This window comes from Bacillus sp. MM09(2025) (genome assembly GCF_050496725.1).
In the GTDB taxonomy this organism is placed as follows: Bacteria; Bacillota; Bacilli; order Bacillales; family Bacillaceae; genus Bacillus; species Bacillus pumilus.
In genome coordinates, this window is record NZ_JBNWEN010000004.1 from 2,010,448 (window position 1) to 2,035,238 (window position 24,791).

The following is a 24,791-nucleotide window of genomic DNA, read 5'->3' on the forward strand; positions in this document are numbered from 1 at the left end:
AATAGGACTTATAAAACGGATGAATTGAAAGGAAGAAGCAGATGGATAAAGAAGCAGCGAAATGCCGGATCGAGGAACTGCACGAGATTTTAAACCAATACAACTACGAATATCATACACTTGATCGTCCAAGTGTTCCTGACGCTGAGTATGATGCGCGGATGCGTGAGCTGATCTCTTTAGAGGAAGAGCACCCTGATTTAAAAGCAGCGGACTCTCCCTCGCAAAGAGTAGGAGGCGCTGTGTTAGACGCCTTCCAAAAAGTGCGTCACGGCACACCGATGCTCAGCCTTGGGAATGCGTTTAATGAACAGGACCTTCTTGATTTTGACCGCCGGGTTCGTCAAGCAGTCGGTGACGATATCTCATACAATGTCGAGCTGAAAATTGACGGACTCGCTGTTTCTCTCCGTTATGAAAATGGCGTGTTTGTCCGAGGTGCCACACGTGGAGATGGGACAACGGGTGAGGATATTACTGAAAACCTCAAAACCATTCGTTCCATCCCGCTCAAAATCAAACGGCCTTTGTCAATTGAAGTGAGAGGCGAGGCATTTATGCCAAAACCTTCTTTTGAAGCATTAAACGAAAAAAGATTACAAAACGAAGAAGAGCCGTTTGCAAACCCGCGTAATGCGGCGGCAGGCTCACTTCGTCAGCTTGATACAAAAATTGCGGCGAAACGAAACCTTGATATTTTCGTCTACAGTATAGCGGAGCTTGATGAAATTGGTGTTGAATCGCAAAGCGAAGGACTTGATCTTCTCGACGAACTTGGCTTTAAAACGAACAAAGAAAGACGGACGTGCCAAACGATTGAGGAAGTGATTGAGCTCATTGAAACAATGAAAACGAAGCGTGCCGACTTTTCATATGAAATCGATGGAATTGTGATCAAAGTCGATTCGTTAGCACAGCAAGAAGAGCTCGGCTTTACAGCAAAAAGTCCCCGCTGGGCGGTTGCGTACAAGTTTCCAGCTGAAGAGGTTGTGACGAAGCTGCTTGATATTGAACTAAGTGTCGGGCGTACAGGTGTCATCACACCAACGGCGATCCTTGAGCCTGTCAAAGTAGCAGGAACGACAGTACAGCGTGCTTCTCTTCATAATGAAGATTTGATCAAAGAAAAGGATATTCGCCTTTTTGATCAAGTGATTGTGAAAAAAGCGGGCGATATTATTCCGGAAGTCGCAGGCGTACTGATCGATCAGCGTACAGGAGAAGAAAAGCCGTTTCACATGCCGACTGAATGCCCAGAGTGTCATAGTGAGCTTGTGAGAATTGAAGGCGAAGTAGCTTTACGCTGCATCAATCCAGAATGTCCTGCCCAAATACGTGAGGGACTCATTCACTTTGTTTCCCGCAATGCAATGAACATTGATGGGCTTGGCGAGCGTGTCATTACACAGCTTTTCCAAGAACAGCTTGTCTCTCGTGTGTCCGATCTTTACCGATTAACGAAAGAAGAGCTCATTCAACTTGAGCGAATGGGCGAAAAATCTGTCGATAATTTACTGCGTTCGATTGAGCAATCGAAAGAAAACTCATTAGAGCGTTTACTATTTGGACTCGGTATCCGATTTATTGGCTCTAAAGCGGCAAAGACCTTGGCGATGCATTTCGGCGATATCGATCAATTAAAGCAAGCGACGAAAGAACAATTACTCGAAGTCGATGAAATCGGTGAAAAAATGGCTGATGCTGTCGTCACGTACTTTGAGAAAGAAGAAATACTCAATCTGCTAAATGAACTAAAAGAGCTTGGGGTCAATATGACCTATACAGGACCAAAACCGGTGAAGGTTGAAGAAAGTGATTCCTATTTTGCAGGCAAAACCATTGTGCTGACAGGGAAATTAGAAGAAATGGCGCGAAACGATGCAAAAGAAGCGATCGAAGCATTAGGCGGTAAACTGGCAGGTAGTGTGAGTAAAAAAACAGATTTAGTCATTGCTGGAGAAGCAGCGGGAAGTAAGCTGACAAAGGCAGAAGAACTCAATATTGAAATTTGGGACGAAGCTAAAATGCTCGAGGAGCTAAAGAAATAAGAGGAGTGTTTTCTATTGAAAAAGTTGTTATTGCTGATGACAATGCTCACACTGGTATTGTCAGCGTGTGCACCTTTTGGGGGAAAGGATGAGGAAGAGGTCACACAAAAAACGGATGAAACGAAGGAAACTGCCATCATCCCGATGTACAATATCTCTGACTCTTATTACAAAATGGTGCTGCCGTTTAAACAAGGAGCTGCGAGAGGATTAACAGCAGAGCGTCTCAACACACGTTTGGACATCGATGAATTTGAAACAGGACTCATGCGTCTCGCAACAGAGTCATTTAATACAAACGACTACCTTTTCCAAGAAGGACAGCATTTAGATGAGGACACCGTTCTCAGCTGGCTGGCGCGCAAAAAAACAGGCAGTGATCTGAAAAAGGCAGAAAAAGAAGATAAGGACTTTAAGAATTTAGGCTTAAATCCTGCTCTCCCGAACTCAGGTTCAACAAAGTCTAAAAATGAAAATAGTCCAATTTACTTAGCTTCGATGCTAGAGCATAATTACTTAATTCGAAAAGATAAAAACAGCTTACAGCTTGGCGGAGTTGTCATTGGACTTGCGCTGAACTCTGTTTATTATTACCGTGAAAATATCGGTGATCCGCAGCAAGAAGTGACGATCGATTCTTCGAAAAATTCAAAGAAACTACTGTCAGAAGGCGAAAAAATTGCTGAACAAGTGATCAAACGAATTCGTCAAATGGATGGGCTGCAAAAAGTGCCTGTCATGATTGCCCTTTATAAGCAAGCACCAAAATCATCTATCGTGCCAGGAAACTTTATCGCCAAAACAGATGTGAAAGCAGGCTCAGCTGATATTGGCAATTGGGATACGATCAAAGAGGAGAATGTCTTCTTCCCTTCAGATAATGCGAAAGGCAACTACAAAGATGATTCCGAGCGATTTGACCGCTTCAAAACAAAAGTCGAAGACTACTTCCCGAATTACACGGGTGTCGTAGGAAAAGGCTTTTACAAAAACGGGAACCTGCAAAAAATGAAAGTCGAAATTCCAATGCAGTTCTACGGAAAAACGGAAGTCGTAGCCTTCACGCAATATTTAACAGGTGAAGTGATGGATTACTATAAGAGTACCAATATCGAAATTAACATCACATCATCAGATCAACAAGAAGCCTTGATCACGAAAAATGCTGAAGACAAAGAACCAACCATCCATATATATGACTAAATAAAAACCGCCTTTTGGCGGTTTTTTAAATTAGGAAAAATGTATCAAATTAAGAATATATTGTTATAAAAAGTAGAAGTGTAGAAAATAATGTATTATTATGGGTGATAATGAAGAGAAAATGGAGACAAATATGAAAAACAAATCATTTTACTTTTTATTAGGGGGACAATCCTTAGCTAATTTTGGGGATTCGTTATATGTCCTCGTTTTAACCATCCTGACATATCAATTAACAAATTCTACACTGATTGCTTCAATGGTGGCTGTCTCGCAGTTTGTTGGACAAGCACTTGGGGCGGTACTTATTCCTTTCTTTATGTATCAATTTAAGCTAAAAAGACTCATTATCTATTTACAAATGTGTCAAATTGCTTTCTTCGGCTGCTTGATTTTCATTTATATTCTACAATTATCAACTTTTACTATTCCTTTCTTTTTTATTATTGTATTTTTCCTTTCTTTGATAGATGGAGGAACGATTCCTGTTCGAAATTCGATGATCCCGCGTTTAGTAGAAAAGAACTTTTTACTAAAAGCTAATAGTTATATCTTAACTTCTGACCAAATGGTCCTTTTACTAGGCTGGCTGTTAGGAGGGCTGTTTATTGGCATTCTTGGACCACAGTTTCTCCTATTGACGACACTTGTTTTATACAGTTTGTCGCTCCTATCTATGCTCTTTATCATTGATACTGGGGCTGCAGCTAAACAAGAGCAACAGTCTGAATCATTTACTACAAGGGTCTTTTCAGGATGGAAGCTCATGTATGCTAAGCCTACTATTCGAACATTAACGATATTAGAAATGCTATCCATGAGTGGTAGAAGTATATGGACTGGTGCCATTATTCTTGTGTATGTCACAGAAGTCTTACACCAGCCAGAAACATGGTGGGGCTTTATTAACGCAAGCTATTTTGGCGGAACCATTCTAGGCGGCCTGCTCGTACTGCGGTTCGCAAAACATGTGGAACAGCGTTTGTTTGATCACATTTTTTACAGTTCGGTGATCGTTGCTGTGCTAACCCTTTGTTTAGGATTGAATCATTCTGCATGGATGAGTTTGTTGTTTGTCTTTTTATTAGGGCCAGCCTTTCAGCTTCGCAGCATTTCCATTCGGACCTATGTACAAGATACACTGAGTGAAATTGAATTGCCCAAAATACTATCAGCTCAACATACACTATCAACTTTTATATACGGGATGTCCATTCTCGTTATGAGTACCATGACCGATCTCTTTGGGGCAAGAGTCGTCTTTTTTATAAATGTCGCCCTGTTTACTGTGTCGGCCTTCCTAGCGTCTAGATTAAAAAATGAACAAATTTAGACATTTTATCTCAATTATTTACAAAAATACTATTATATGCTTTAATATGTTCGTAGAAATGTTAACTATATGAAAAGTAGAGGTGGCGTAATTGACTAGTAGTTTAGTATATTGGCCATTAACACATCCGCAGCGGCGCGTGATGAACATGGAAACATTTTATCCAGAAACACCGATCAATCATATTGGCGGGATCATTTTCGTCAATGGGCCGTTGCAGCTCTATAAACTGAAGCAGGCCATTGCATCTTGTATCATAATGACAGAATCACTTCGTCTCAAGCTAATAGAGAAAGATGGTGAAACGCTTCAATACGTTGACCCAAACGCCGATCACACTATTCCTACCTATGAGTTTTCCACACAAGAAGACATGCTAGAATGGGCCGAAAAAGCCTTCAAAACACCATTTCAATTAACAGAAACCTCTCTCGCCGAATTTGCGGTACTAAAAATCGGTGAACAACAATCCGGTTATTTCATCAAATGCCATCATACAGTAGCAGATGGATGGTCGATGAAAGTAATCATCGATAAAATTAGCCAGCTTTACACTGCTCTTACCCAAAGCTCCTCTATCGAACAAGAAGCAGACAATCATTCTGTATTTATTGATAAAGAATCAAAATATAGGAACTCCCCAAGAATTAAAAAAGATCAGCAATTTTGGAAAGAAGCATTATCTGATGTGTCTAATAGTTATTTGGTACAGGGAACGGACCAAATCAAAGGCCATCGGCAAAGCCATTACCTTGATCGCCAACTCTCAGAACGAATCTATGAATTTATAGATACCCATCATTGTTCAATCAACTCTTTATTTACTTTAGGACTTTTCATTTACTTGCATAAAAGATACCAGCAAAAAGATTTTATTATTGGGACGCCAGTTCTCAATCGTTCCGGACAAAAGGAAAAAGCCACGTCCGGTATGACCGTGAGTACAATGCCATACCGAATGAAGATGGATCCTCATCTATCTTTGTTAGAAAGTTTAACAGACGTTCAAAAAAGCTATAAGGCTTACTTCCTGCATCAGCGTTATCCCTATGATGCACTTGTCAAAGATTTAGAGCTTGCAAAAGCAGGGTATGATCAGCTTTTTCAAATCTATATCAACTCCTACAGCACAAATATGGTGCAGGAGATGGAAGGATACAAAGTTGAATACATAGAGCTTTACAATGGCTTCCAGCCCTATGGCTTACAAGTTGCTGTGAAAGAATGGGATGAAAAAGGGCAAATCGAGCTTCAATATGACTACAAGATCTCAGATTACAGCAATGAAGACATCGACTTTCTACACGAAAGAATGCTTCTCTTTGTCGAAAACATACTCGCTCAGCCAAAGCAGCTGTTAAAAGACGTACTTCTCATGACAGAAGACGAGGAACATCGGGAGCTATATCAATGGAACGATACAGGCGTGCAATTTCCACAGAAACAAAAAATCCATGAATTGATCACAAACATGTCAACGTCTTCTCCTGATCGGATTGCACTTCAGGACGGATCTCATAGCATGACATACGGTGAACTTGAGAGAAAAACCAATCAAATGGCGCATTTTCTTCAAACACATGGCTTACAAAGACATGACTTTGTTGCCGTATGTATGAATCATTCACCAGAACTGATTGTGCTGCTGCTGGGGATTTTAAAGGCTGGAGGCGCGTATGTACCGATTGATCCTGAGTATCCAGAGGAACGCATTCAGTTTATTTTGGATGACAGCCAGGCAAAGCTGTTTTTCACAAATGACGCATCTGCATACCAATTTAATGGCGATACGTACAATATCAACAGCGTGTGGAATCAGCTGGATCAGTATAATCCGGAACATCCATTCACTGGGAATGATGAAGACGTCGCATATATGATTTATACGTCTGGCTCTACAGGACAGCCAAAGGGAGTCATGATTGAGCACGGAAGCTTAGTGAACTATATCATGTCTGCTAAAACACACTATACTGATTCACCAGATGATCATTTTGCCTTGTATTCATCCATTGCATTTGATTTAACTGTGACATCCATTTATACGCCATTGGTCATTGGCAGTACAGTGGTGATCTATCGTCAAGAGGATCAGCCAGGCTTTTTATTAGAACATATTTTGTTTGATCAAAAAGCAAAAGTCATCAAGCTGACACCAGCTCATATGGCACTGTTAACTGATGCTGCACTTTCTCAATCAGTTGTGAAACGGATGATTGTGGGCGGAGAACAATTATCGACCGCTTTGGCAAAAAGAATCACAGAGGCAAGTGATGGAAGGATATCCATCTTTAATGAATATGGACCAACTGAAGCAACCGTTGGCTGTATGATTCATCAATTCCATCAAGATGATGGAGGGACATCAGTGTCAATTGGGGTGCCAATGCCCAATACAGAGATCTACCTTTTAGATGAGAATCAGCAAGCTGTGCTGCCTGGGACAGTGGGAGAAATCTATATTTCAGGCGCAGGGGTTGGCAGAGGGTATTGGCAAAGACCTGATTTGCAGGAATCACGCTTTCTGCCCAATCCATTTGTAAACGGCCGCCGCATGTATCGAACAGGTGATATCGCCAAACGAGCAAATGATGGAAAGATTGATTACATTGGCCGGATTGATCATCAAATCAAGCTGCGAGGCTACCGGATTGAGCTCGGTGAAATTGAACTTGCATTGATGGCACTTGAAGAAGTTGATAAAGCAGCTGTTATTGATCTAACCGATGAATCAGGAGAAAAACAGCTTGCTGCCTATATTGAATTAAAAGAAAAAAAGACGACGTCCTTTTTACTGAGAAAGAAATTATCAGATCAGCTTCCAGCTTATATGGTACCTGCCTATTTTGTTGTACTAGACGAGCTCCCGCTCACTCAAAACGGAAAAATCAATCGGACGGCACTGCCTGATCCATTGCTGTCTCAAGAAACAGCTGTTGAGTGGTCCAAGGAAACAGCGGACATTGAAGAGATCATCGTAAATACAGCAAAAGACATCTTAGGGAATGAAACAATCGAACCGGCTGATCATTTTTATCAGCTTGGCGGAGATTCCATTAAGGCGATTCAATTTATTGCGAAGTTAAAAGACAAAGGACTTTATTTAAAAACCAAGGATCTTTTTACTTATCCCATTTTTAGAGAAATGGCACAAGTGGTTCAGCAGGAACCTGTCATACATATCTCACAAGAGCAAGCTATGGGTGATGTGAAATCGATCCCAATTATCGAATGGTTCTGGTCCCAGCGGTTAAAAGATGAACATTTCTGGCATCAATCTATCATTGTCCATTCAAAGAAAAAGATGGATGAAACTATTGTGCAGAAAGCTCTCAAAGAGCTCGTCATTCACCACGACGGACTAAGGTTAAAAGTACATGAGGCAACAAACACACTCTATTATGATGAACACATTCAAGAGATTCCGCTGATGATACACGATTTCACAGCACTGTCAGAAGAGAATGTGGAAGAAGCGTTACAAGAAGTAGGATATCAGGTCAAGCAACGGACTCATCTTTATCAAGGACCATTGATTCAGGCAGCGCTATGTCAAACTGATTCTCAATCACATCTCATCTTTGCCGCCCATCATCTATTAGCTGACGGTATGTCTTGGCAAATTCTTGTGGAGGACTTGATTCAATTATTGCATGCAGAGAAGGTTACAGCAGAAGTACTTCCGTCTAAAACCCATTCCTATCAAACATTTGCCGAGCGGGTGAATCAGTATGCAGGATCAGAGGGTGTAAAAGAGTCGGTCAGCTATTGGCAAAAAGCGGTGCAAAATATTCAGCCTCTGTATCCAGTTTCCTCAAATGAGGGATATGTCAGAGACGAAATCAAATTAACCAACGCATTATCAGTGGAACTCACGAATCAATTGCTCAATCAAGCGAATCAAGCGTATCAAACGCAGCCGCATGAACTGTTAATTTCAGCCTTGACGCAAGCCTGTTATCAGCAAACGAATCAAGAGCGGATTTCTTTGGAATTAGAAGGTCATGGCAGGGATGCTGTAGAGGATGAGATCGATGTATCTAGAACGTTCGGCTGGTTCACCACCATGTATCCTGTGAATGTTCATGTGTCTGAATCTCTTTCAGATCACATACGTGTTGTCAAAGAAACGATACGAGAAGTGCCAAATAAGGGTGCAGACTATGGGCTGTTGTCACTCATCAATCAGCAGCTTCCTCCTCATTCAGCACCACAATTACGTTTTAACTATCTAGGCGAAATTGATCAAGTGCTTAAACAATCATCTGATTATGAGATGTCTTACTTTACATCTGGGATTGACTCGTCATTGGATAATCCATTAACAACCGTCATTGATATGGTCGCTACCATCAAGGGTGGTCAGCTGATTTTCCATCTTTCTTTCAGCGAAAAACAGCTGTGTGAAACAGACATGACGCAGCTATTGCAAGCGGTAGAACAGCAAATTGAGCGTCTTGTACAGCATTGCTTAGAGAAAGAAGGAATCGAATTTACACCGTCTGATTTTGAAACAGTGGATATGTCCCTTGAAGAAATGGATTCATTATTTACATGAGGAAAAATCAGTATGTTATGTATCTGTCATTTTTATTAGCGATCTTATGGGTAAGCAGCTTTGCCGGAGGGATACATGCAAAAGCAGTGATTTCATCTAAAGCCATTGATCAAGTGATAGAGCAACAAATGGAGCTTGGACGCATTCCAGGCATGTCCGTTGTGGTTGTAAAAAAGGACGAAGTGGTGTACCAAAAAGGCTTTGGATATGCGGATCGAAAGAAAAAGAAGCAAGTGACAGCCAGCACTTTCTTTGAAATTGGATCTACATCAAAAGCGTTTACCGCTCTTGCGATTGTGGAGTTAGAGAAGCAAGGAAAACTTCATTTAAAAGACCCGGTGAGCAGCTATATTCCAGGTTTTTTTCCAACATACAATGGAAAGCCTCAGCGTTTAACGGTGGAGCAATTAATTCATCACACAAGCGGCATTCCCTTTCAATCTATTGCGCTGATCCAGCCTGATACTACGAAGGATGCATTGAAAAAAACAGTTGATCAGCTAAAATCAATCGAGCTTAATCGTAAGCCAGGCAGTTCCTTTGAATATGCGACCATCAACTATGATGTCCTTGGTCTCATCATTGAAAATGTAACAGGAACATCGTATGAGGCTTATATGAAAGAGCTGTTTAAAAGGCATCATCTTGACCAAACGGAGGCTGGGCTAAAACGGATGAAATCCGGTGCTGTCTCAGAAGGATTTAAACTTCAATTCCTTGCTCCGCATGCTTTTAAAGCACCAGAATATCGAGGTAACACCCCTGCAGGCTATATTGTGATGAATAGTCAGGATGTGGGGACTTGGCTGCAATATCAATTGACCGATTCAACTTGGTCTCGCTTTGTAAAAAATCCTGATCACTTAACTGTGAATGTCCCAGAAGAAGGGAAGCATGTCTATTACAATGCCGGCTGGTATATAGAAAAGGCGCATGAGCAGGTGGACTCGCTTTTTCATGCAGGCTCTAACCCAAACTATTCATCATTTTTTCTGATCCAGCCAAAAGAAGGGATTGCGATCGGAGTGTTAGCAAATATGAATAGCAGCTACACAGAGCAAACGGCACGTCTAATTGCCAAAACGATCACAGGTACAAATGAAGAAGCAGAGTCATCAATGGATCCTTTTCAGCTCATTGATCAATTGAGCCTTGGTGCCACATGTCTGTTCATTTTGCTGCAAATAGTGTCTATCGTTCGTTTTATCAAGTGGAAAAAGCGTGTAAGAAACGGCGCTTTAGTTCGCAGGGACATGTCACTGCGCGTCTGGCTGAAAAGTAGCGGCTGGGTGCTGCTATTAATTGGGATATTGCTCCTGCCAATGATTGTTGCGCAGCTAGCCTTTAATGGGCTGCCTTGGAAAATGACTTTTGTATGGGGACCTTCCTCTCTCATTGAATTAGCGATTTCTTATTATTTGTTTTTCATTTGGTTTTGTACGATTGGTTTCATCAAAGGATTTATGGTGACATCTCCTGCTGGAAAGAGAGGAAAAAAAGATGACCGTCAAACAGATTTCGGGCATTCATCCATATAATGATTTGTTTTATCGCAGCTGTTTCTTCAATTGCTTTTTTCCAATTGTGAAGCTGCATAATCAAGAAGTTGCTCCATACTTACTAAATGATCAATTTGCCTACGTGCTTACAGAGAATGGCTTGCTACAGATTGACTGGATGTCGGCACACGATCCAGAAAAAATTATGAATGCACAAGGCATTCAAGTCGAAAAAATGGCGTATTGTCCCAACCTCATTGAAAAGGTCAAGCAAGATGTGACATGTGACCGCCCGGTAATCGTTTGGGTAGACCCTTACGTTCAGCGAGGCAGAAAAGAGTATTTGACAACCCATAGCCGTCATTCCATTTTAATCACTGGATTCGATGAAAATCAGCAAATCTTTCACGTATTAGAGAATCGGCATTTAGATAATTTGTCTTACGAGCATCAAGTGCTGTCATTTAAAGATGTACAGAAAGGGTATGACACCTTTCATGATCATTTTCAGCCGAATGATCAATTTCATTCCTATGCGGCTTTCTACTTTGATCCAGACAAGCTCTCGACTGAGTTATTTAATCAAAAAACGACTTATTTCCTGAGAAATATGCATGGTCAGATAGACGCAATAGAAAAAGGAATCACAGCTCTTGAAACATTTTATGAGCAGTTTTCGCAATGGGATGATATTGAGAGGCTCGTGGCGTCTTTCAATCAGATCATCAATACGAAGAAAGTGGAGCTGTATCGACTGAATCTCATCAAAGACGATCTACCTGAGCTGGTGGGATGGATGGAACGTATTTTAGCAGAATGGGAGAAAGCGAGGCATCAGGCAGCGAAACTCCTTTTTTCAGGTGAGATGTCTAGTAGGTACCAAGCCAATATCAAAGCTTCTTTAGAACAAATCATTCATGATGAAAAACACTGGCTGGAGGAATTGGAAATGAAATGCAAAAGGGAGTGTGGCGTATCGTGAAATTATTTTGCTTACCGTACGCAGGTGGAGCAAGTACCGTATTCAGTACGTGGAAATCTTATATAGACCGGTCGATAGAAATTCATGCCCTTGAACTCCCTGGGCACGGGACAAGAATGACAGAGTCTGTTCTAACCGATTTACAGCAGGTCGCAGATGATCTCTATGACCAGGCATCATCTTCCTTAAAAGAAGGAGAGCCCTATGCCATTTTCGGTCATAGCATGGGAGCCGTCCTTGCATATGAATTACAAAAAAGAATGAAAACAAGGTTAAACAGAGAGCCTGTCCATGTCTTTTATTCTGGGCGCTTCCCGCCACATATTCCAGAAAAGAAAGTCTATCATCAGCTGTCAGATTCCAAATTAAAAGAGGCGATCATTGCGATGGGAGGCGTTCCTGAGGAACTTGCTGATAACCATGCAGTGCTTGATTTCTTTCTGCCGATTTTAAGAGCAGACTTTCAGCTTTTGGAGACCTATTTGTGTGATGAAGTCGTTCCAGCTGCTTGTCCAATTTCTATTTTTTATGGTACGCGTGATTTGCCTTCTGTGCTGTTTGATTTAGAGGATTGGGATCAATATACAAGCGAAGATTGTGCGTTTTTCGAATTCGATGGAGATCACTTTTTTATTCATTCATTAACAAATGAAGTCGTAGAAAAAATCAATGTCATTTTAAAGCGAATTGGAGTGTTGGAGAAATGAACACGAAGCACGTAGGCGTGATTGGAGCAGGTGTCATGGGGGCTGATATGGCATTAGACCTTTCAGCAAATGGCTATCAAGTCACATTAGTTGATGTCACAGAAGAAAAGTTAAACGAAGCGCTGGAAAAAATCAAGAAGACCTATCAACTGGTTCAATTTGTGCGAAAGAAGAAAATCTCATTGTCTTTAGAGGATGTTCTGTCTCAAATCCAGCTGTCAACTTCACTTGAAGGCTTACATGATGCGCATATCGTCATTGAAAATGTGACGGAAGATTGGGAGATAAAAAAACCTATTTATGAAGAGCTGCGAGATATTTGTGCGAAAGAAACCATCTATTTTGTAAACACAAGCTGTATCTCGATCACAAAGGTAGGGTCCCTTATGCATCATCCTGAGAATGTCATTGGGGCGCACTTTATGAACCCTGTTCCTCTTAAAGTGTTAGTTGAAGTGATTAGAGGAAAAGCCACTTCTGATGACACAGTGGAAACGGCAAAAGGTTTCTTGAAATCGTTTGATAAAACACCAGTTGTGGTGCATGATTTTCCTGGATTTGTTTCCAACCGTGTGCTGATGCTGACAATCAATGAAGCGATTTGGGCGGTGCAAGATCAAGTCGCCACGCCAGCGGATGTCGATAAAATTTTCCGCGGAGGTTTCGGTCATAAAATGGGACCACTTGCGACAGGAGACTTAATTGGGCTTGATACGATTTTGAATTCATTGCTTGTTTTATACGAGAGCTACAAAGATCCGAAGTTCCGCCCATGTCCTCTGCTTGTCAAAATGGTTGATGCAGGCGAGTACGGCAAAAAATCAGGCAAGGGCTTTTTCCAATATGACATGTGAGAGGAGAATAACCAATGGCTAAGCAAATCAAGTGTGTTGTCTGGGATTTAGATCATACATTATGGGATGGAATTTTACTTGAGTCAGATGAAGTGACGTTAAAACCATCGATGAAGGAAGTACTAACAGAGTTAGATAAGCGTGGCATCCTTCTTTCTATAGCAAGCCGGAATGATGAAGCAGCCGTGAAGGAAAAGCTTTCTGCCTTCGGAATTGAACATTTCTTTCTCTATCCAGAGATTCATTGGAATGCCAAATCTAGTTCATTAGAGAGAATTAGTGAGCGCCTAAATATTCATAAAGATACCATTCTCTTTATTGATGATCAGCCATTTGAGCGGGAAGAAGTGAAGGCTGTTCATCCAGAGATTACGTGCTGGGATGCAGTGGATTATCTGTCATTACTCACTGATGATCGCCTGCGTCCAGTCTTTATCACAGAAGATGCTAGACGACGCAGAAGAATGTACTTAGAAGCGGACAAAAGGCAGCAGGAAGAAGAGAAATATGAAGGGCCGCCTGAGAAATTCTTGGCGTCTTTACAAATGAAATTCGTGATATCAGAAGCAGGAGAACAAGACCTCCAACGCGCTGAAGAATTGACCGTCCGTACCAATCAATTAAATGCGAGCGGGAAAACCTACGATTATGAAGAGCTTGATTTCTTCCGTCAATCAGATTCCCACTTGCTGCTTGTCTGTGAACTTGAAGATAAATTCGGTTCCTATGGAAAAATCGGACTCTCATTAATAGAAGAAACAGGTGACACATGGCATGTCAAACTGCTGCTTATGTCTTGCCGCGTCATGTCTCGTGGTGTCGGGACCATCTTACTCACAACGATTTTGCAAGAAGCGAAAAAGCGAGGAAAGAGGCTTGTCGCTGATTTTAAACAAACCGATCGAAACCGTATGATGTACATCACATATAAGTTTGCCAATTTCAAAGAAATTGAGAAGGGGGAGGATGGCTATATCTTGTTTGAAAATGATTTAAGCATGATTCAGCCTTTCCCAGAATACGTAGATGTCAATATTGAATTAAATCAGAAAGACCCAGCCAAACAATAAAAAAGCGAAAAGCGAGGAGATTAAATCATGAACCTACACGAACAAGTAAGAGCCTATATCGAGCAAAACCTAGTGGTATTTGATGAGGAAATTGAGCTTGGAAATGATGATCATATTTTTGAACAAGGCTTTGTGAATTCTCTATTTGCGATGAAACTAGTGAACTATATCGAACATGACTTTCAATTCCAATTAGATAACGAAGACCTCGACATTGCTCATTTTAGTACGGTCAATCGCATTGTCGCCTTAATTGAGAGAAAACAACAGGGGGCAGCTCTTCATGAAAACAGCTGAACAAACGATCAATGCCGTTGAAGACATTCGCCAGTATTGCGATGAACATATCCGTCCGTTTGCCAATGAATTTGATGAGACGGAACATTTGCCAGAGTCACTGATTCGAGATATGGCGAAACGAGGCTACTTGGCAGCAGGTATCCCTTCTTCCTATCAAGGGCTGGGGCTTGATCCGATCGCATATGGACAGTTCACAGAACAAGTGGGAAAAGCTTGCTGTAATGTACGCACATTATTGACAGTAAATTCACTTGTAGGAGAAGCCATTCTTCGTTATGGAACAGAAGATCAAAAACAAGGCTGGCTTGTTGAATTAGCTAAAGGAGAAAAAATCGGAGCCTTTGCTTTGTCAGAGCCGAATATTGGTTCAGATGCCAATCATGTTGAAACAAGCTATCAAAAGGAAGGACAATCCTATGTATTAAATGGGACGAAAAAATGGATTTCCTTTGGAGCGATTGCCGATTTCTTTATTGTGATTGCAAGAGACGGTGAACAAGTCACGGCATTCCTTGTCGATCGAGATCAGCCGGGTGTAGAGATTGAGAGAATTACAGGAATGATGGCCAACCGAGCGTCATATTTAGCGGAAATGACCTTTGATCATGTCCGGGTGCATGAAGACTGTGTCTTAGGACCAGTTGGGGGCGGATTTAACCATGTGGTGTCACTTGCATTAGACCATGGAAGATACAGTGTCGCTTGGGCAGGGCTTGCCATCGCACAAGAAGCTGTTGATTCTCTTGTCACGTATTCGCGTAAAAGAACACAGTTTAATGAAAAATTGTACAAGCATCAAATGATCAAAGGCATGATCGGGGATGCAGTGACCCAGCTCCATGCAGCGAGAGCTTTATGCCTAAAGGCTGGGGAAATGAGAGAAGCGAATCATCCTGATGCGATCACAGAAACATCCATTGCAAAATATTTCACTTCTAAAATCGCTGTTGACATTACAAATACAAATGTCCAAATTCATGGCGGAAGTGGATTTAGCCGGGAAAACTCAGCTTCAAGACTATATCGTGAAGCGAAGGTGCTTGAAATTATTGAAGGAACTTCGCAAATTCAGCAACAGGTTATTGCTAACTATGGTTTACGCCATTATTTCGTGAAACATTCTTAGAGAGAAAGGAGATGAGCCCATGGCCTTACAGCCGCAGAAGCTGGATAAACAGAACATTGAAAATATGTTAGGTATCACTACGATCCAAGAAGGACTGCTGTTTCATCATTTAATGGAACCGAACGGAACAGCTTATTTTGAACAACTGCTGATCGAAATAGACGGACCAATAGATCGAGACATTTTTGAACAATCATGGACGAATGTCACCAAACAGCATGAAATGCTTAGAACATTGTTCAGATGGCAGGAACTCGCAAGACCAGTACAAATTGTACTGAAGCAGCATCAGCCAGACATTCGTTATCGTGATTTGACACAAGCGAAGGAGCCTCTTCATGTGCTGAAAGAAGAGGTAACGGCACAGAACCGAGAAGAACGCTTTGATCTGCAGGAAGTCCCATTTCGCCTGACGTTATGTGAAGTGAATGATGAAGTCAGCTGGGTTCTCATTAGCTTCCATCACATTTTATTGGACGGCTGGAGCCTTGGGATTGTATTAAGCGATTGGATGAGTGCATATGAGCGCTTATCGAATGGGGACAAACCTCTTCTGGAACAAAGACCATCCTACCAATCCTTTGTCAAATGGCAGCAGAAAAACCTTCAACAGACTGAAGAACAAGCCGCCTATTGGAAAAATGTTTTCAACGGCTGGAGTTATGCAGAACTGCTTCCGAAATCAAGCGGCGCATATGAACATTCAGAAGTGTTTCATCAATATGAACATCAAGTGGATACGTCCATTGCCGAGAGTCTGAGCAAATTCACGAATCAATATGACGTGACGCTGGCATCTGTGATGTATACGCTGTGGGGAGTTTTGCTATCTAAGTATGCCAACCAAGATGATATTGTGTTTGGGACAACAGTATCGGGGAGAAATGCAGATGTCCCTCATATTGAAAAGATGACTGGGCTGTTCATTAACACATTACCGCTGCGGGTCTCATTCGAACAGGAACGGCCAATTCTTGAACAGATGCAGGAAGTGAGCCGTGAGATCGCTGTAAGAAATGAATATGAACATACCCCGCTATCTGCCTTAAAGAATTATGCAGGAATGACTGCAGAGCAATCATTATTTGATTCAATCGTCGTCATTGAAAACTATCCATTAGATCAAATGCTCACGAAAAACGATCAGCCAATTCGTATTCGTGGATTTGAGATGACTGAGCAGACAGAATTCGATCTCACGCTTAGTGTCCAGGCATTTGATGATCAGCTGCACTTTTCATTGGTGTATAACCCCGTCAGCTTTTCAGCTGAGCAAATCGAAAAGTGGTGTCAGCATTTTCTTCATCTCCTGTCTGATGCCTGTGCTCATCCGCACAAAACTGCTGCTCAACTACAGCTGCTATCAGAAGAAGAGAAAGAAAAGCAGTTGGCGGTCTTCCGGCAATATGGCGGAGCAACATCTAGCAATGAGCCAACGGTGATTGACCTATTTGAAGCACAAGTAGAGCGAACGCCAGCGGCAGCTGCAGTTGAGTTTGGCGATACGACGGTTACATATGAACAACTCAATAAGAGAGTGAACCAGCTCGCACGTTATTTACAAAACAAAGGGGTCAAACAGGAGCAGCGTGTCGGCATTTTAGCAGAGCATTCCATTGAAATGGTAATAGCATGCTTAGCGATCTTAAAAGCTGGCGGTGCATATGTGCCGATTGATCCTGAATATCCGCAGGAACGAATAGAATATCTATTAGAAGACAGCGGAGTGGAATGGCTCTTAACTCACCCAATAAAAGGGCTCACCTACGCCTATCATGGAGAAAAAATCGATATCACGCAGCCGGATCTATACACCGGACCATCAGACAACTTGGCAGAAGCCATCACCTCAGACCAAACAGCCTACTGCATTTATACATCAGGAACGACCGGAAGACCAAAAGGTGTACTCATTCATCATCTTGGCTTAGCCAACTATATTGAATGGGCGAAGCAAGTATATGTTCGAGGAGAAACAAGGCATTTTGCTTTGTACACTTCACTGTCCTTTGACCTGACGGTTACTTCTATTTTCACGCCGCTCATTTCAGGAAATACCATCATGATTTATCACCATGAAAACCGGCAGCTGCTTGTCGAAGACATCATAAAAGACAATCGCGTGCATGTGATGAAACTGACACCATCTCATTTACAGTTTATTAAGCATTTGTCTTTCCCAGACAGCCAAATGAAATGTTTCATTTTAGGCGGAGAGCAGCTGGAAACATCTTTAGCGAAAACCATTCAGCAGTCCTTCCCGCAGCCAATTGAAATTGTGAATGAATATGGACCAACTGAAACGGTCGTTGGCTGCATGATTCATCAATATGATCAGGATCTTGATCAAGACGTGTATGTACCGATCGGAAAGCCTGCACAGCATACAGATATTCTTCTGTTTGACAGACATATGAATCTCATGCCGGAAGGAGCCGTCGGTGAATTATATATTGGCGGAAAAGGTGTCGCAAAAGGCTATTTGAATCGCCCAGAACTAACCGAAGAAAGATTTGTCGACCACCCTTTCCAGCCAGGTGAAAAAATTTATAAAACAGGTGATGCAGCGCGTATTCTCCCTAATGGGCTCATTCAATTTTTAGGTCGAAATGATGATCAAGTGAAGCTGAGAGGCTACCGGATTGAAACTGGTGAAATAGAATTTTGGCTGAATGAACAGCCAGGAATAAAAGCAGCAGCAGTTGTTGTAAAGCCAGATGCTTCTGGTACACCATGTTTGGCCGCATATGTTGTCACGACAGCCATACTTGATCAAGCGGCAATAAAACAAGCGTTGGCTGATCAACTGCCGGATTATATGATTCCAACTCATTTTGTTCAATTGGACGATATGCCACTGACTGCAAATGGCAAACTAGATAAACGAGCTTTACCTGCTTTGAAACAGGCGCAGCAAACAAAAAAACAGGCGGGATCTACCAATCTTTCTGATACGGAGAAAGTTATTCAAGACATTTGGAAAAAAGTCCTCGGATTAGATGAGGTAAGTGTCCATGACAAATTCTTTGACATTGGCGGGCATTCACTCAATTTGATCCACGTCAATCAACAGCTCGCTAAGCAATTGAATCAAAGCATTCCAATGGTCGAAATGTTCCGCCGCCCAACGATTAGAGAGCTTGCCGCATATTTAAGCGGCGATTCAGAGCAAGTAGCGGCAGACCCGCAGCCTGTAAAACAAAAGACAAGAAAAGCCAATGAGCCGATTGCCATTATTGGAATGGCTGGTAAATTCCCAGGTGCGAAAAATGTTGAGGCATTTTGGCGAAATTTGAAGAACGGAGAAGAATCAATTTCCTTCTTTTCCGATGAAGAACTGCTCGAAGCCGGTATTGACCGTCAAACTTTCGAACGTTCCGATTATGTGAGGGCAAAAGGTGTCATTGATGGACCTGATTTATTTGATGCATCCTTCTTCGGCTATTCGCCAGGTCAGGCAGAAATGATGGATCCTCAAATACGTCTTCTGCATGAGTACGCCTATAAGGCGTTGGAAGATGCGGGGTATGTGCAAGAAGATTATACGGGTAAGGTCGGGTTGTTTACTGGGTCCACATCGAATTTCCAATGGATTCAGCGTTTTGCCGCTTCCCTTGATAGCGGTATGTCAGAGCTGTTTGAAGTGGGTTCACTCAATGATACGTACACCGTAAGTACAAGAATTGCCCATAAATTGAATTTGAAAGGACCGGCGCTTACGCTGCAAACCGCTTGTTCAACTTCTTTGGTCGCCTTGCATTTGGCCTGTCAATCCATTGCGAATGGTGATTCAGATGTAGCTCTTGCGGGAGGTGTGTCGATCCTGCACCCAGTGAAATCAGGCTACGTTTATCAACAGAACATGGTGAAATCAAGTGATGGCCACTGCCGCGCCTTTGACGATCAAGCGGATGGAACTGTTGGCGGAGATGGTGTTGGTCTTGTTGCTTTAAAAGCACTCAGTGAAGCCATAGAAGATGGCGACCATATTTATGCAGTCATTAAGGGCTCTGCCATCAACAATGATGGTGATCAAAAGGTTGGTTTCAATGCTCCGAGCGTCGAAGGACAGACACGTGTCATTCAGGATGCCCTGCATCAAGCAGATGTTTCACCAGATACGATTGAATATGTGGAAACACATGGAACTGGCACATCACTTGGTGATCCGATTGAAATAGAGGCGCTCACAAAGGCTTTCGACACAGAGAAAAAACAATTTTGCCGCATTGGGTCTGTGAAAACCAATATTGGACATTTGGATGCAGCGGCAGGAGCAGCTGGCTTGATCAAAGCTGTGCTTTCGCTTCAGCATCACACATTTGTACCTAGTCTTCACTTCAAAAAAGCCAATGAAAACATTGCATTTGATCATAGTCCTTTCTTTGTCAATACTGAGCTGACCGACTGGAAGCAGCCAGCTTCCCATTTGCGGCGGGCTGGGGTGAGCTCATTTGGAATGGGTGGAACGAATGCACATGTCATATTAGAAGAAGCGCCACAAAGAGACCGTCAGCAAATGCTTCGTTCTGCTGAGCTGCTTGTTCTTTCAGCAAAGAGCAAAACGAGCTTGGAACGAATGAAAGCCAAACTCGCAAGCCAAATAGACAACACGCCTTCTATCAATTTGGCAGACGCAGCTTATACGCTGCAAACAGGAAGACAATCCTTTGGTTTCCGTCAGACATTTGTTGCGGCAAGCAGAGAAGATGCTTTGCGCGTATTAACAGAAAAGCAAGGCAAGGGCATTGGAAAGCTCATGCATTCGCATGTGGAGAAACAAAAGATTATTTTTATGTTTTCTGGACAAGGCAATCAATATCTCAATATGGGATTAGATCTGTACCGGGAAGAGCCTTACTTTAAGAAGCAAATGGATGCTTGTTTTCAAGCATATGAAGAAGCAACGGGGCGAAGTCTTGCACGTATTCTGTACCCATTAGCGGCTGAAACAGAAAAGGCGCGTGAACAATTGGCAAGTACTCAATATGCACAGCCAGCCATTTTTGCCATTGAATATGCCTTATCCATGCTTTTCATTGAATGGGGCGTTCGTCCTGATGCAATGATCGGCTATAGCTTTGGCGAATTAACGGCAGCCGCCATATCAGGGGTATTCAGCTTAAAGGACGCAATGTCCATGGTCGCCTATCGTGCGAATGCGATGCAGTCGTCACCAGCTGGCGTCATGATGAGTGTTCCATTACCTGAGGCAGAGCTCAAACCGATGCTTCCAAAAGATATTTCTCTCGCGGTTGTCAATGATTCATCATGTATTGTGTCAGGTCTAGAAGAGGCGATCAGTGAATTTGAACAAGAGCTGAAAAGCAACAGATTGATGTGTATGCGATTAGGTGGAACCATTGCCGCCCACTCACATGTCATGAAGGAGGCAGCTGAGCAATTCGGAGAAAAATTAACACATATGAAAGCCGAGTCTCTTCGCATTCCATTCATTTCGAATTTGTCAGGAGATTGGATGACAGATACGAGAGCGAAGGATATGTCTTATTGGAAAAGGCATATGACCGATACAGTTCGTTTTGCTGAAGGGATCACAAATATTTTACAAGAGGACAATATTCAATTAATTGAGATTGGACCAGGACAAGATTTAAGCGTGATGGTCAATCGGTCGCTGAACGGCCTGAACCAGCATGTATGTCATGTGTTAAGGCATGCAAAACAAGATGTGACGGATACTGAATTTTTACTTGGTCAAATTGGACGTCTATGGACAAACGGATTATCTATTGATTGGGATAGGTTCCATTTAAACCGTCAGCCGCGGAAAATGCCGCTGCCAACGTATGCATTTGATCAAACCTCCTATTGGTATGATGCAGCAGATCGTGTGAAACAAGACAAACCAAAGCAGTCTGGACGAAAGCAGCAAATGGATGAATGGTTCTATACCCCTCATTGGGAAGCGGATCTTTTACCTTGCGTGCCATTAGAAGATACGTCTGACGGAGCCTTGCTTTTGTTTGCAGATCCATCTGCTTTTGGAGAGAAGGTTACGGCTGAGCTCCTGACGAAACGGAACGAGTCCGTCATGGTTCGTAAAGGAAATGAATTTACGAAGCATGACGAAAAAAGCTATACCATTCGGTCACAAGAGCCATCTGATTATGAAAGGCTCATATCAAATCTGGCAGATGACGAAATCAACGTGTCAAAAGTTTGCCATCTATGGGGGCTTTCAGAAAGACAGCCATCTCAAACGGAAGAAGAATGGGTGAAGCAAACGCAGCAAGAAGCTTATTACTCCTTGCTTTACATCGGCCAGGCACTGAAAAAATATGTGTTGGACCAAAAGGTATCGATTACAGTTCTTTCCTCATTGACGTATGCCGTTGGCGGTGAGCCTGTACTTTATCCTGAAAAAGCGATCCATCTAGGGCCTGCCATGGTGATTTCACAAGAAACACCGAACTTACGTTACCGCATTCTTGATATTGATCGTCCAGTGGAAAATGGGGTTCAAGAAAAGAGATTGCTAAAGCAAATAAGCGATGAGCTAGATCGAGCGTCTGGACCGCTTCTCACGGTCTATCGACGAAATAAACGATATGTGAAAAAGTATGCGAAAGGTTCAGTTCCCGAAACGGGACATGCTCATTTGGCTAAAAAAGATGGTGTGTACATTTTAATTGGCGGACTTGGGTTTATTGGATTGAATATCGCCCAGACTTTGGCCGAGCAAACGCAGGGAACATTGATCTTAACGAGCAGATCTGGGCTCCCTGATAGGAGCAAGTGGCAAGAATGGCTGTCTACGCATGATGATCAGGATCCAACAAAGAAAAAAATACAAAGGGTCATGGCACTGGAAGAGGCAGGCGCAGACGTTCTTATTCAGAAAGTAGACGTTCGTCACAAGGAAGATATCCAGCAATTGATCAACACAGTGGATGCGTCATATGGACAGATCAATGGCGTGATCTATGCAGCTGGAGTGACAGGCGACCAATCTTTCCAGGTGATGGAGCAAACAGATGTCACTTTTTCGGAGCCGCATTTTGAAGCGAAGATGAATGGTGTACTTCATCTTGATGATGCCTTAGGTGATCGATCCCTTGATTTCTGTTTTGTCCTGTCATCTTTGTCACCGATCTTGGGCGGACTCGGCTTTACAGCTTATACAGCTGTGAATCATTTCATCGATGCGTACGTGTATGAACGCAATCTACGTTCAGAAACACAATGGTCTGTCATTAGCTTTGACGGCTGGGAATTTGAGCAAGGGAAGCAGCTTGATCTTCCAATCGGAGATGATGTTACCGAAACGTTAATTACAGAAAAAGAAGGAAGAATGATCTTTGAACGATTGCTTTCACTGGATCAAGTGGAACAAATGGTTATTTCAACAACATCTTTACATGATCGTATTCACCGATATGTAGACCGTTTATCCCTTGAGGAAGAGAGCGGCGGTGAGCATGAACAAGATGGCAATTTGTATTCTCGTCCAGCGCTTTCCACGAATTATGCGGCACCAGAAACGGAGCTGGAGAAAGCATTAAGTCAACATTGGCAAGCTTTCTTTAAGATTGATGAAATTGGCATAGATGATCATTTCTTTGAAATGGGTGGAGATTCTCTAAAGGCGATTACTTTCATTGGTATCATTCATCGTGCATTTAGTGTAGAGCTGACGCTGCCACAATTTTTCCAAATACCTACGATACGATTAATGGCAGCATATATCGATCAAGCAGATACTGCTGCTTATCATGCGATTGAAAAAGCCGAAGTGAAGGAGCATTATCCTTTGTCGTCTGCGCAAAAACGGTTGTATCTCATGCAGCAAATGGATGTAAACAGCACAGGATACAACGAGTTTAAAGCGGGACGAATCAAAGGGAAACTCGATATTAGCAGGTTGGAATGGGCATTTCAGCAGCTTATTAAGAGACACGAAAGTTTGCGGACTGCGTTTGTACTAGAGAATGGTGTCCCTTATCAAAAGATTGAAGAAGAGGTACCATTTGCAGTCACATTATTTGACCTCACTAAGGGATCGACACAAGGATCTGAGGAAGAGCAAAAACAAGTGATTGAACAATTTTTGACTGCCTTTACGTTAAGTGAGGCTCCATTGATGAGAGTCGGTGTGATGAAGCTGGCAGAAGAGGAATTCGTGCTCATGCTGGACATGCACCACATTATTTCAGACGGTCTTTCTCAAGATATTTTGGTCAATGACTTTATGCAGTTATATGACGGCAGGACGCTTGAGCCTCTCGCTCTGCAATATAAAGATTTTTCAGAATGGCAAAATGACCTGCTAGCATCAGAAGCACTGAAAGAATCGAGTGATTACTGGAAAGATCGGTTAGAGGGTGCCCCCCTCCTTGATCTGCCAACAGATTTCGATCGGCCAGAGGTGAGACAATTCCGCGGCGGGCATTATACGTTCCGTATAGAAGAAGCGGAGCTAAACGCATTTAAACAGGTGATTTTAAAGGAAGACGCCACACTGTTTATGGGCTTGTTAAGTGTATATCAGATTTTGCTTCACAAATTAAGCGGACAATCAGATATCACGGTCGGGGTTCCTGTAGCAGGGAGAAAACAAGAGGAGCTGCAGCAAGTGATCGGTATTTTTGTCAATATGCTGCCACTTCGTTTGTATCCTAAAGCAGAGCTGACGTACCAGCAATTCCTAGAGGATGTGAAAGCACACGTCATCGATGATTTCGGACATCAAGACTATCAATATGAACAAATGGTTCAAGACCTCCAGTTAAGCCGGAGTGTCAGCCGGAATCTATTGTTTGATGCTGTGTTCGCCTTGCAAAACATGAATCAGCCAGAACTGAAGGTAGGCGGTTTAACCTTTAGTGATTATCCGTATGAGACAGGAACGTCACGCTTTGATTTACTCTGGATTGCGTATGAGCAGGAAGACGGTCTTTCTTCAACGATCGAATATAATACTGAGCTTTTCACAGAGGAAACCATAGAGCGGATTGCGGGCTTGCTGAAAGACATCATGCGGGCTGTTTCAGTAGATGCTGTAAGAATAGAGGAGATCGAACTGACTTCTTCGTTCCAGCAATTAGATGACGTATCTCTTTTCGAATTAGATGACTTGAAAATATAAGT

12 protein-coding genes and 2 pseudogenes are annotated in these 24,791 nt (G+C 42.4%); all 14 read left to right on the plus strand.

Annotation, left to right across the window (positions count from 1 at the left end; genetic code table 11):
- Positions 1 to 41: 41 nt before the first annotated feature.
- The 14 genes and pseudogenes from ligA (at position 42) to ACQYAC_RS16570 (ending at position 24,789) form a co-directional block, all read left to right on the plus strand.
- Entirely contained in the window at positions 42 to 2,048 is a 2,007-nt protein-coding gene (ligA, locus tag ACQYAC_RS16505; protein WP_429943714.1) for an NAD-dependent DNA ligase LigA, read from the plus strand.
- 15 nt (positions 2,049 to 2,063) lie between these two features.
- Positions 2,064 to 3,251 (plus strand): CamS family sex pheromone protein, encoded by a 1,188-nt coding sequence (locus ACQYAC_RS16510; RefSeq protein ID WP_429943715.1) that lies wholly within the window; start codon positions 2,064 to 2,066, stop codon positions 3,249 to 3,251.
- Between the two features lie 133 nt (positions 3,252 to 3,384).
- Positions 3,385 to 4,584, plus strand: a complete 1,200-nt coding sequence (locus ACQYAC_RS16515; protein WP_058015576.1) for an MFS transporter — start codon at positions 3,385 to 3,387, stop codon at positions 4,582 to 4,584.
- A gap of 91 nt (positions 4,585 to 4,675) precedes the next feature.
- Positions 4,676 to 5,965, plus strand: a pseudogene (locus ACQYAC_RS16520) (condensation domain-containing protein); the annotation flags it as partial.
- A gap of 141 nt (positions 5,966 to 6,106) precedes the next feature.
- A pseudogene (locus tag ACQYAC_RS16525) lies at positions 6,107 to 7,237 on the plus strand (amino acid adenylation domain-containing protein); the annotation flags it as partial.
- Positions 7,238 to 7,249: 12 nt separating this feature from the next.
- The gene (locus ACQYAC_RS16530; protein WP_429943965.1) at positions 7,250 to 9,142 is read left to right on the plus strand and encodes a condensation domain-containing protein; all 1,893 of its coding nucleotides are present in this window, start codon (positions 7,250 to 7,252) and stop codon (positions 9,140 to 9,142) included.
- Complete coding sequence (locus ACQYAC_RS16535) at positions 9,139 to 10,680, plus strand: serine hydrolase domain-containing protein (protein ID WP_429943716.1); 1,542 nt, start codon at positions 9,139 to 9,141, stop codon at positions 10,678 to 10,680. The genes ACQYAC_RS16530 and ACQYAC_RS16535 overlap by 4 nt, the downstream gene beginning before the upstream one ends.
- Complete coding sequence (locus ACQYAC_RS16540; protein WP_058015508.1) at positions 10,643 to 11,623, plus strand: C39 family peptidase; 981 nt, start codon at positions 10,643 to 10,645, stop codon at positions 11,621 to 11,623. The genes ACQYAC_RS16535 and ACQYAC_RS16540 overlap by 38 nt, the downstream gene beginning before the upstream one ends.
- Positions 11,620 to 12,330 (plus strand): thioesterase II family protein, encoded by a 711-nt coding sequence (locus ACQYAC_RS16545; protein ID WP_058015574.1) that lies wholly within the window; start codon positions 11,620 to 11,622, stop codon positions 12,328 to 12,330. The genes ACQYAC_RS16540 and ACQYAC_RS16545 overlap by 4 nt, the downstream gene beginning before the upstream one ends.
- Positions 12,327 to 13,184, plus strand: coding sequence for a 3-hydroxyacyl-CoA dehydrogenase family protein (locus tag ACQYAC_RS16550; protein WP_429943717.1), 858 nt, complete (start codon positions 12,327 to 12,329; stop codon positions 13,182 to 13,184). Before ACQYAC_RS16545 ends, ACQYAC_RS16550 begins: the two co-directional genes overlap by 4 nt.
- Before the next feature lie 14 nt (positions 13,185 to 13,198).
- On the plus strand, positions 13,199 to 14,254 hold the full coding sequence (locus tag ACQYAC_RS16555; RefSeq protein ID WP_061407020.1) for an HAD-IIIC family phosphatase: 1,056 nt from the start codon (positions 13,199 to 13,201) through the stop codon (positions 14,252 to 14,254).
- Positions 14,255 to 14,281: 27 nt separating this feature from the next.
- Entirely contained in the window at positions 14,282 to 14,551 is a 270-nt protein-coding gene (locus tag ACQYAC_RS16560; protein WP_003214412.1) for an acyl carrier protein, read from the plus strand.
- Positions 14,538 to 15,680, plus strand: a complete 1,143-nt coding sequence (locus tag ACQYAC_RS16565; protein WP_061407022.1) for an acyl-CoA dehydrogenase family protein — start codon at positions 14,538 to 14,540, stop codon at positions 15,678 to 15,680. Before ACQYAC_RS16560 ends, ACQYAC_RS16565 begins: the two co-directional genes overlap by 14 nt.
- A gap of 19 nt (positions 15,681 to 15,699) precedes the next feature.
- The gene (locus tag ACQYAC_RS16570; protein WP_429943718.1) at positions 15,700 to 24,789 is read left to right on the plus strand and encodes an amino acid adenylation domain-containing protein; all 9,090 of its coding nucleotides are present in this window, start codon (positions 15,700 to 15,702) and stop codon (positions 24,787 to 24,789) included.
- Positions 24,790 to 24,791 lie beyond the last annotated feature (2 nt).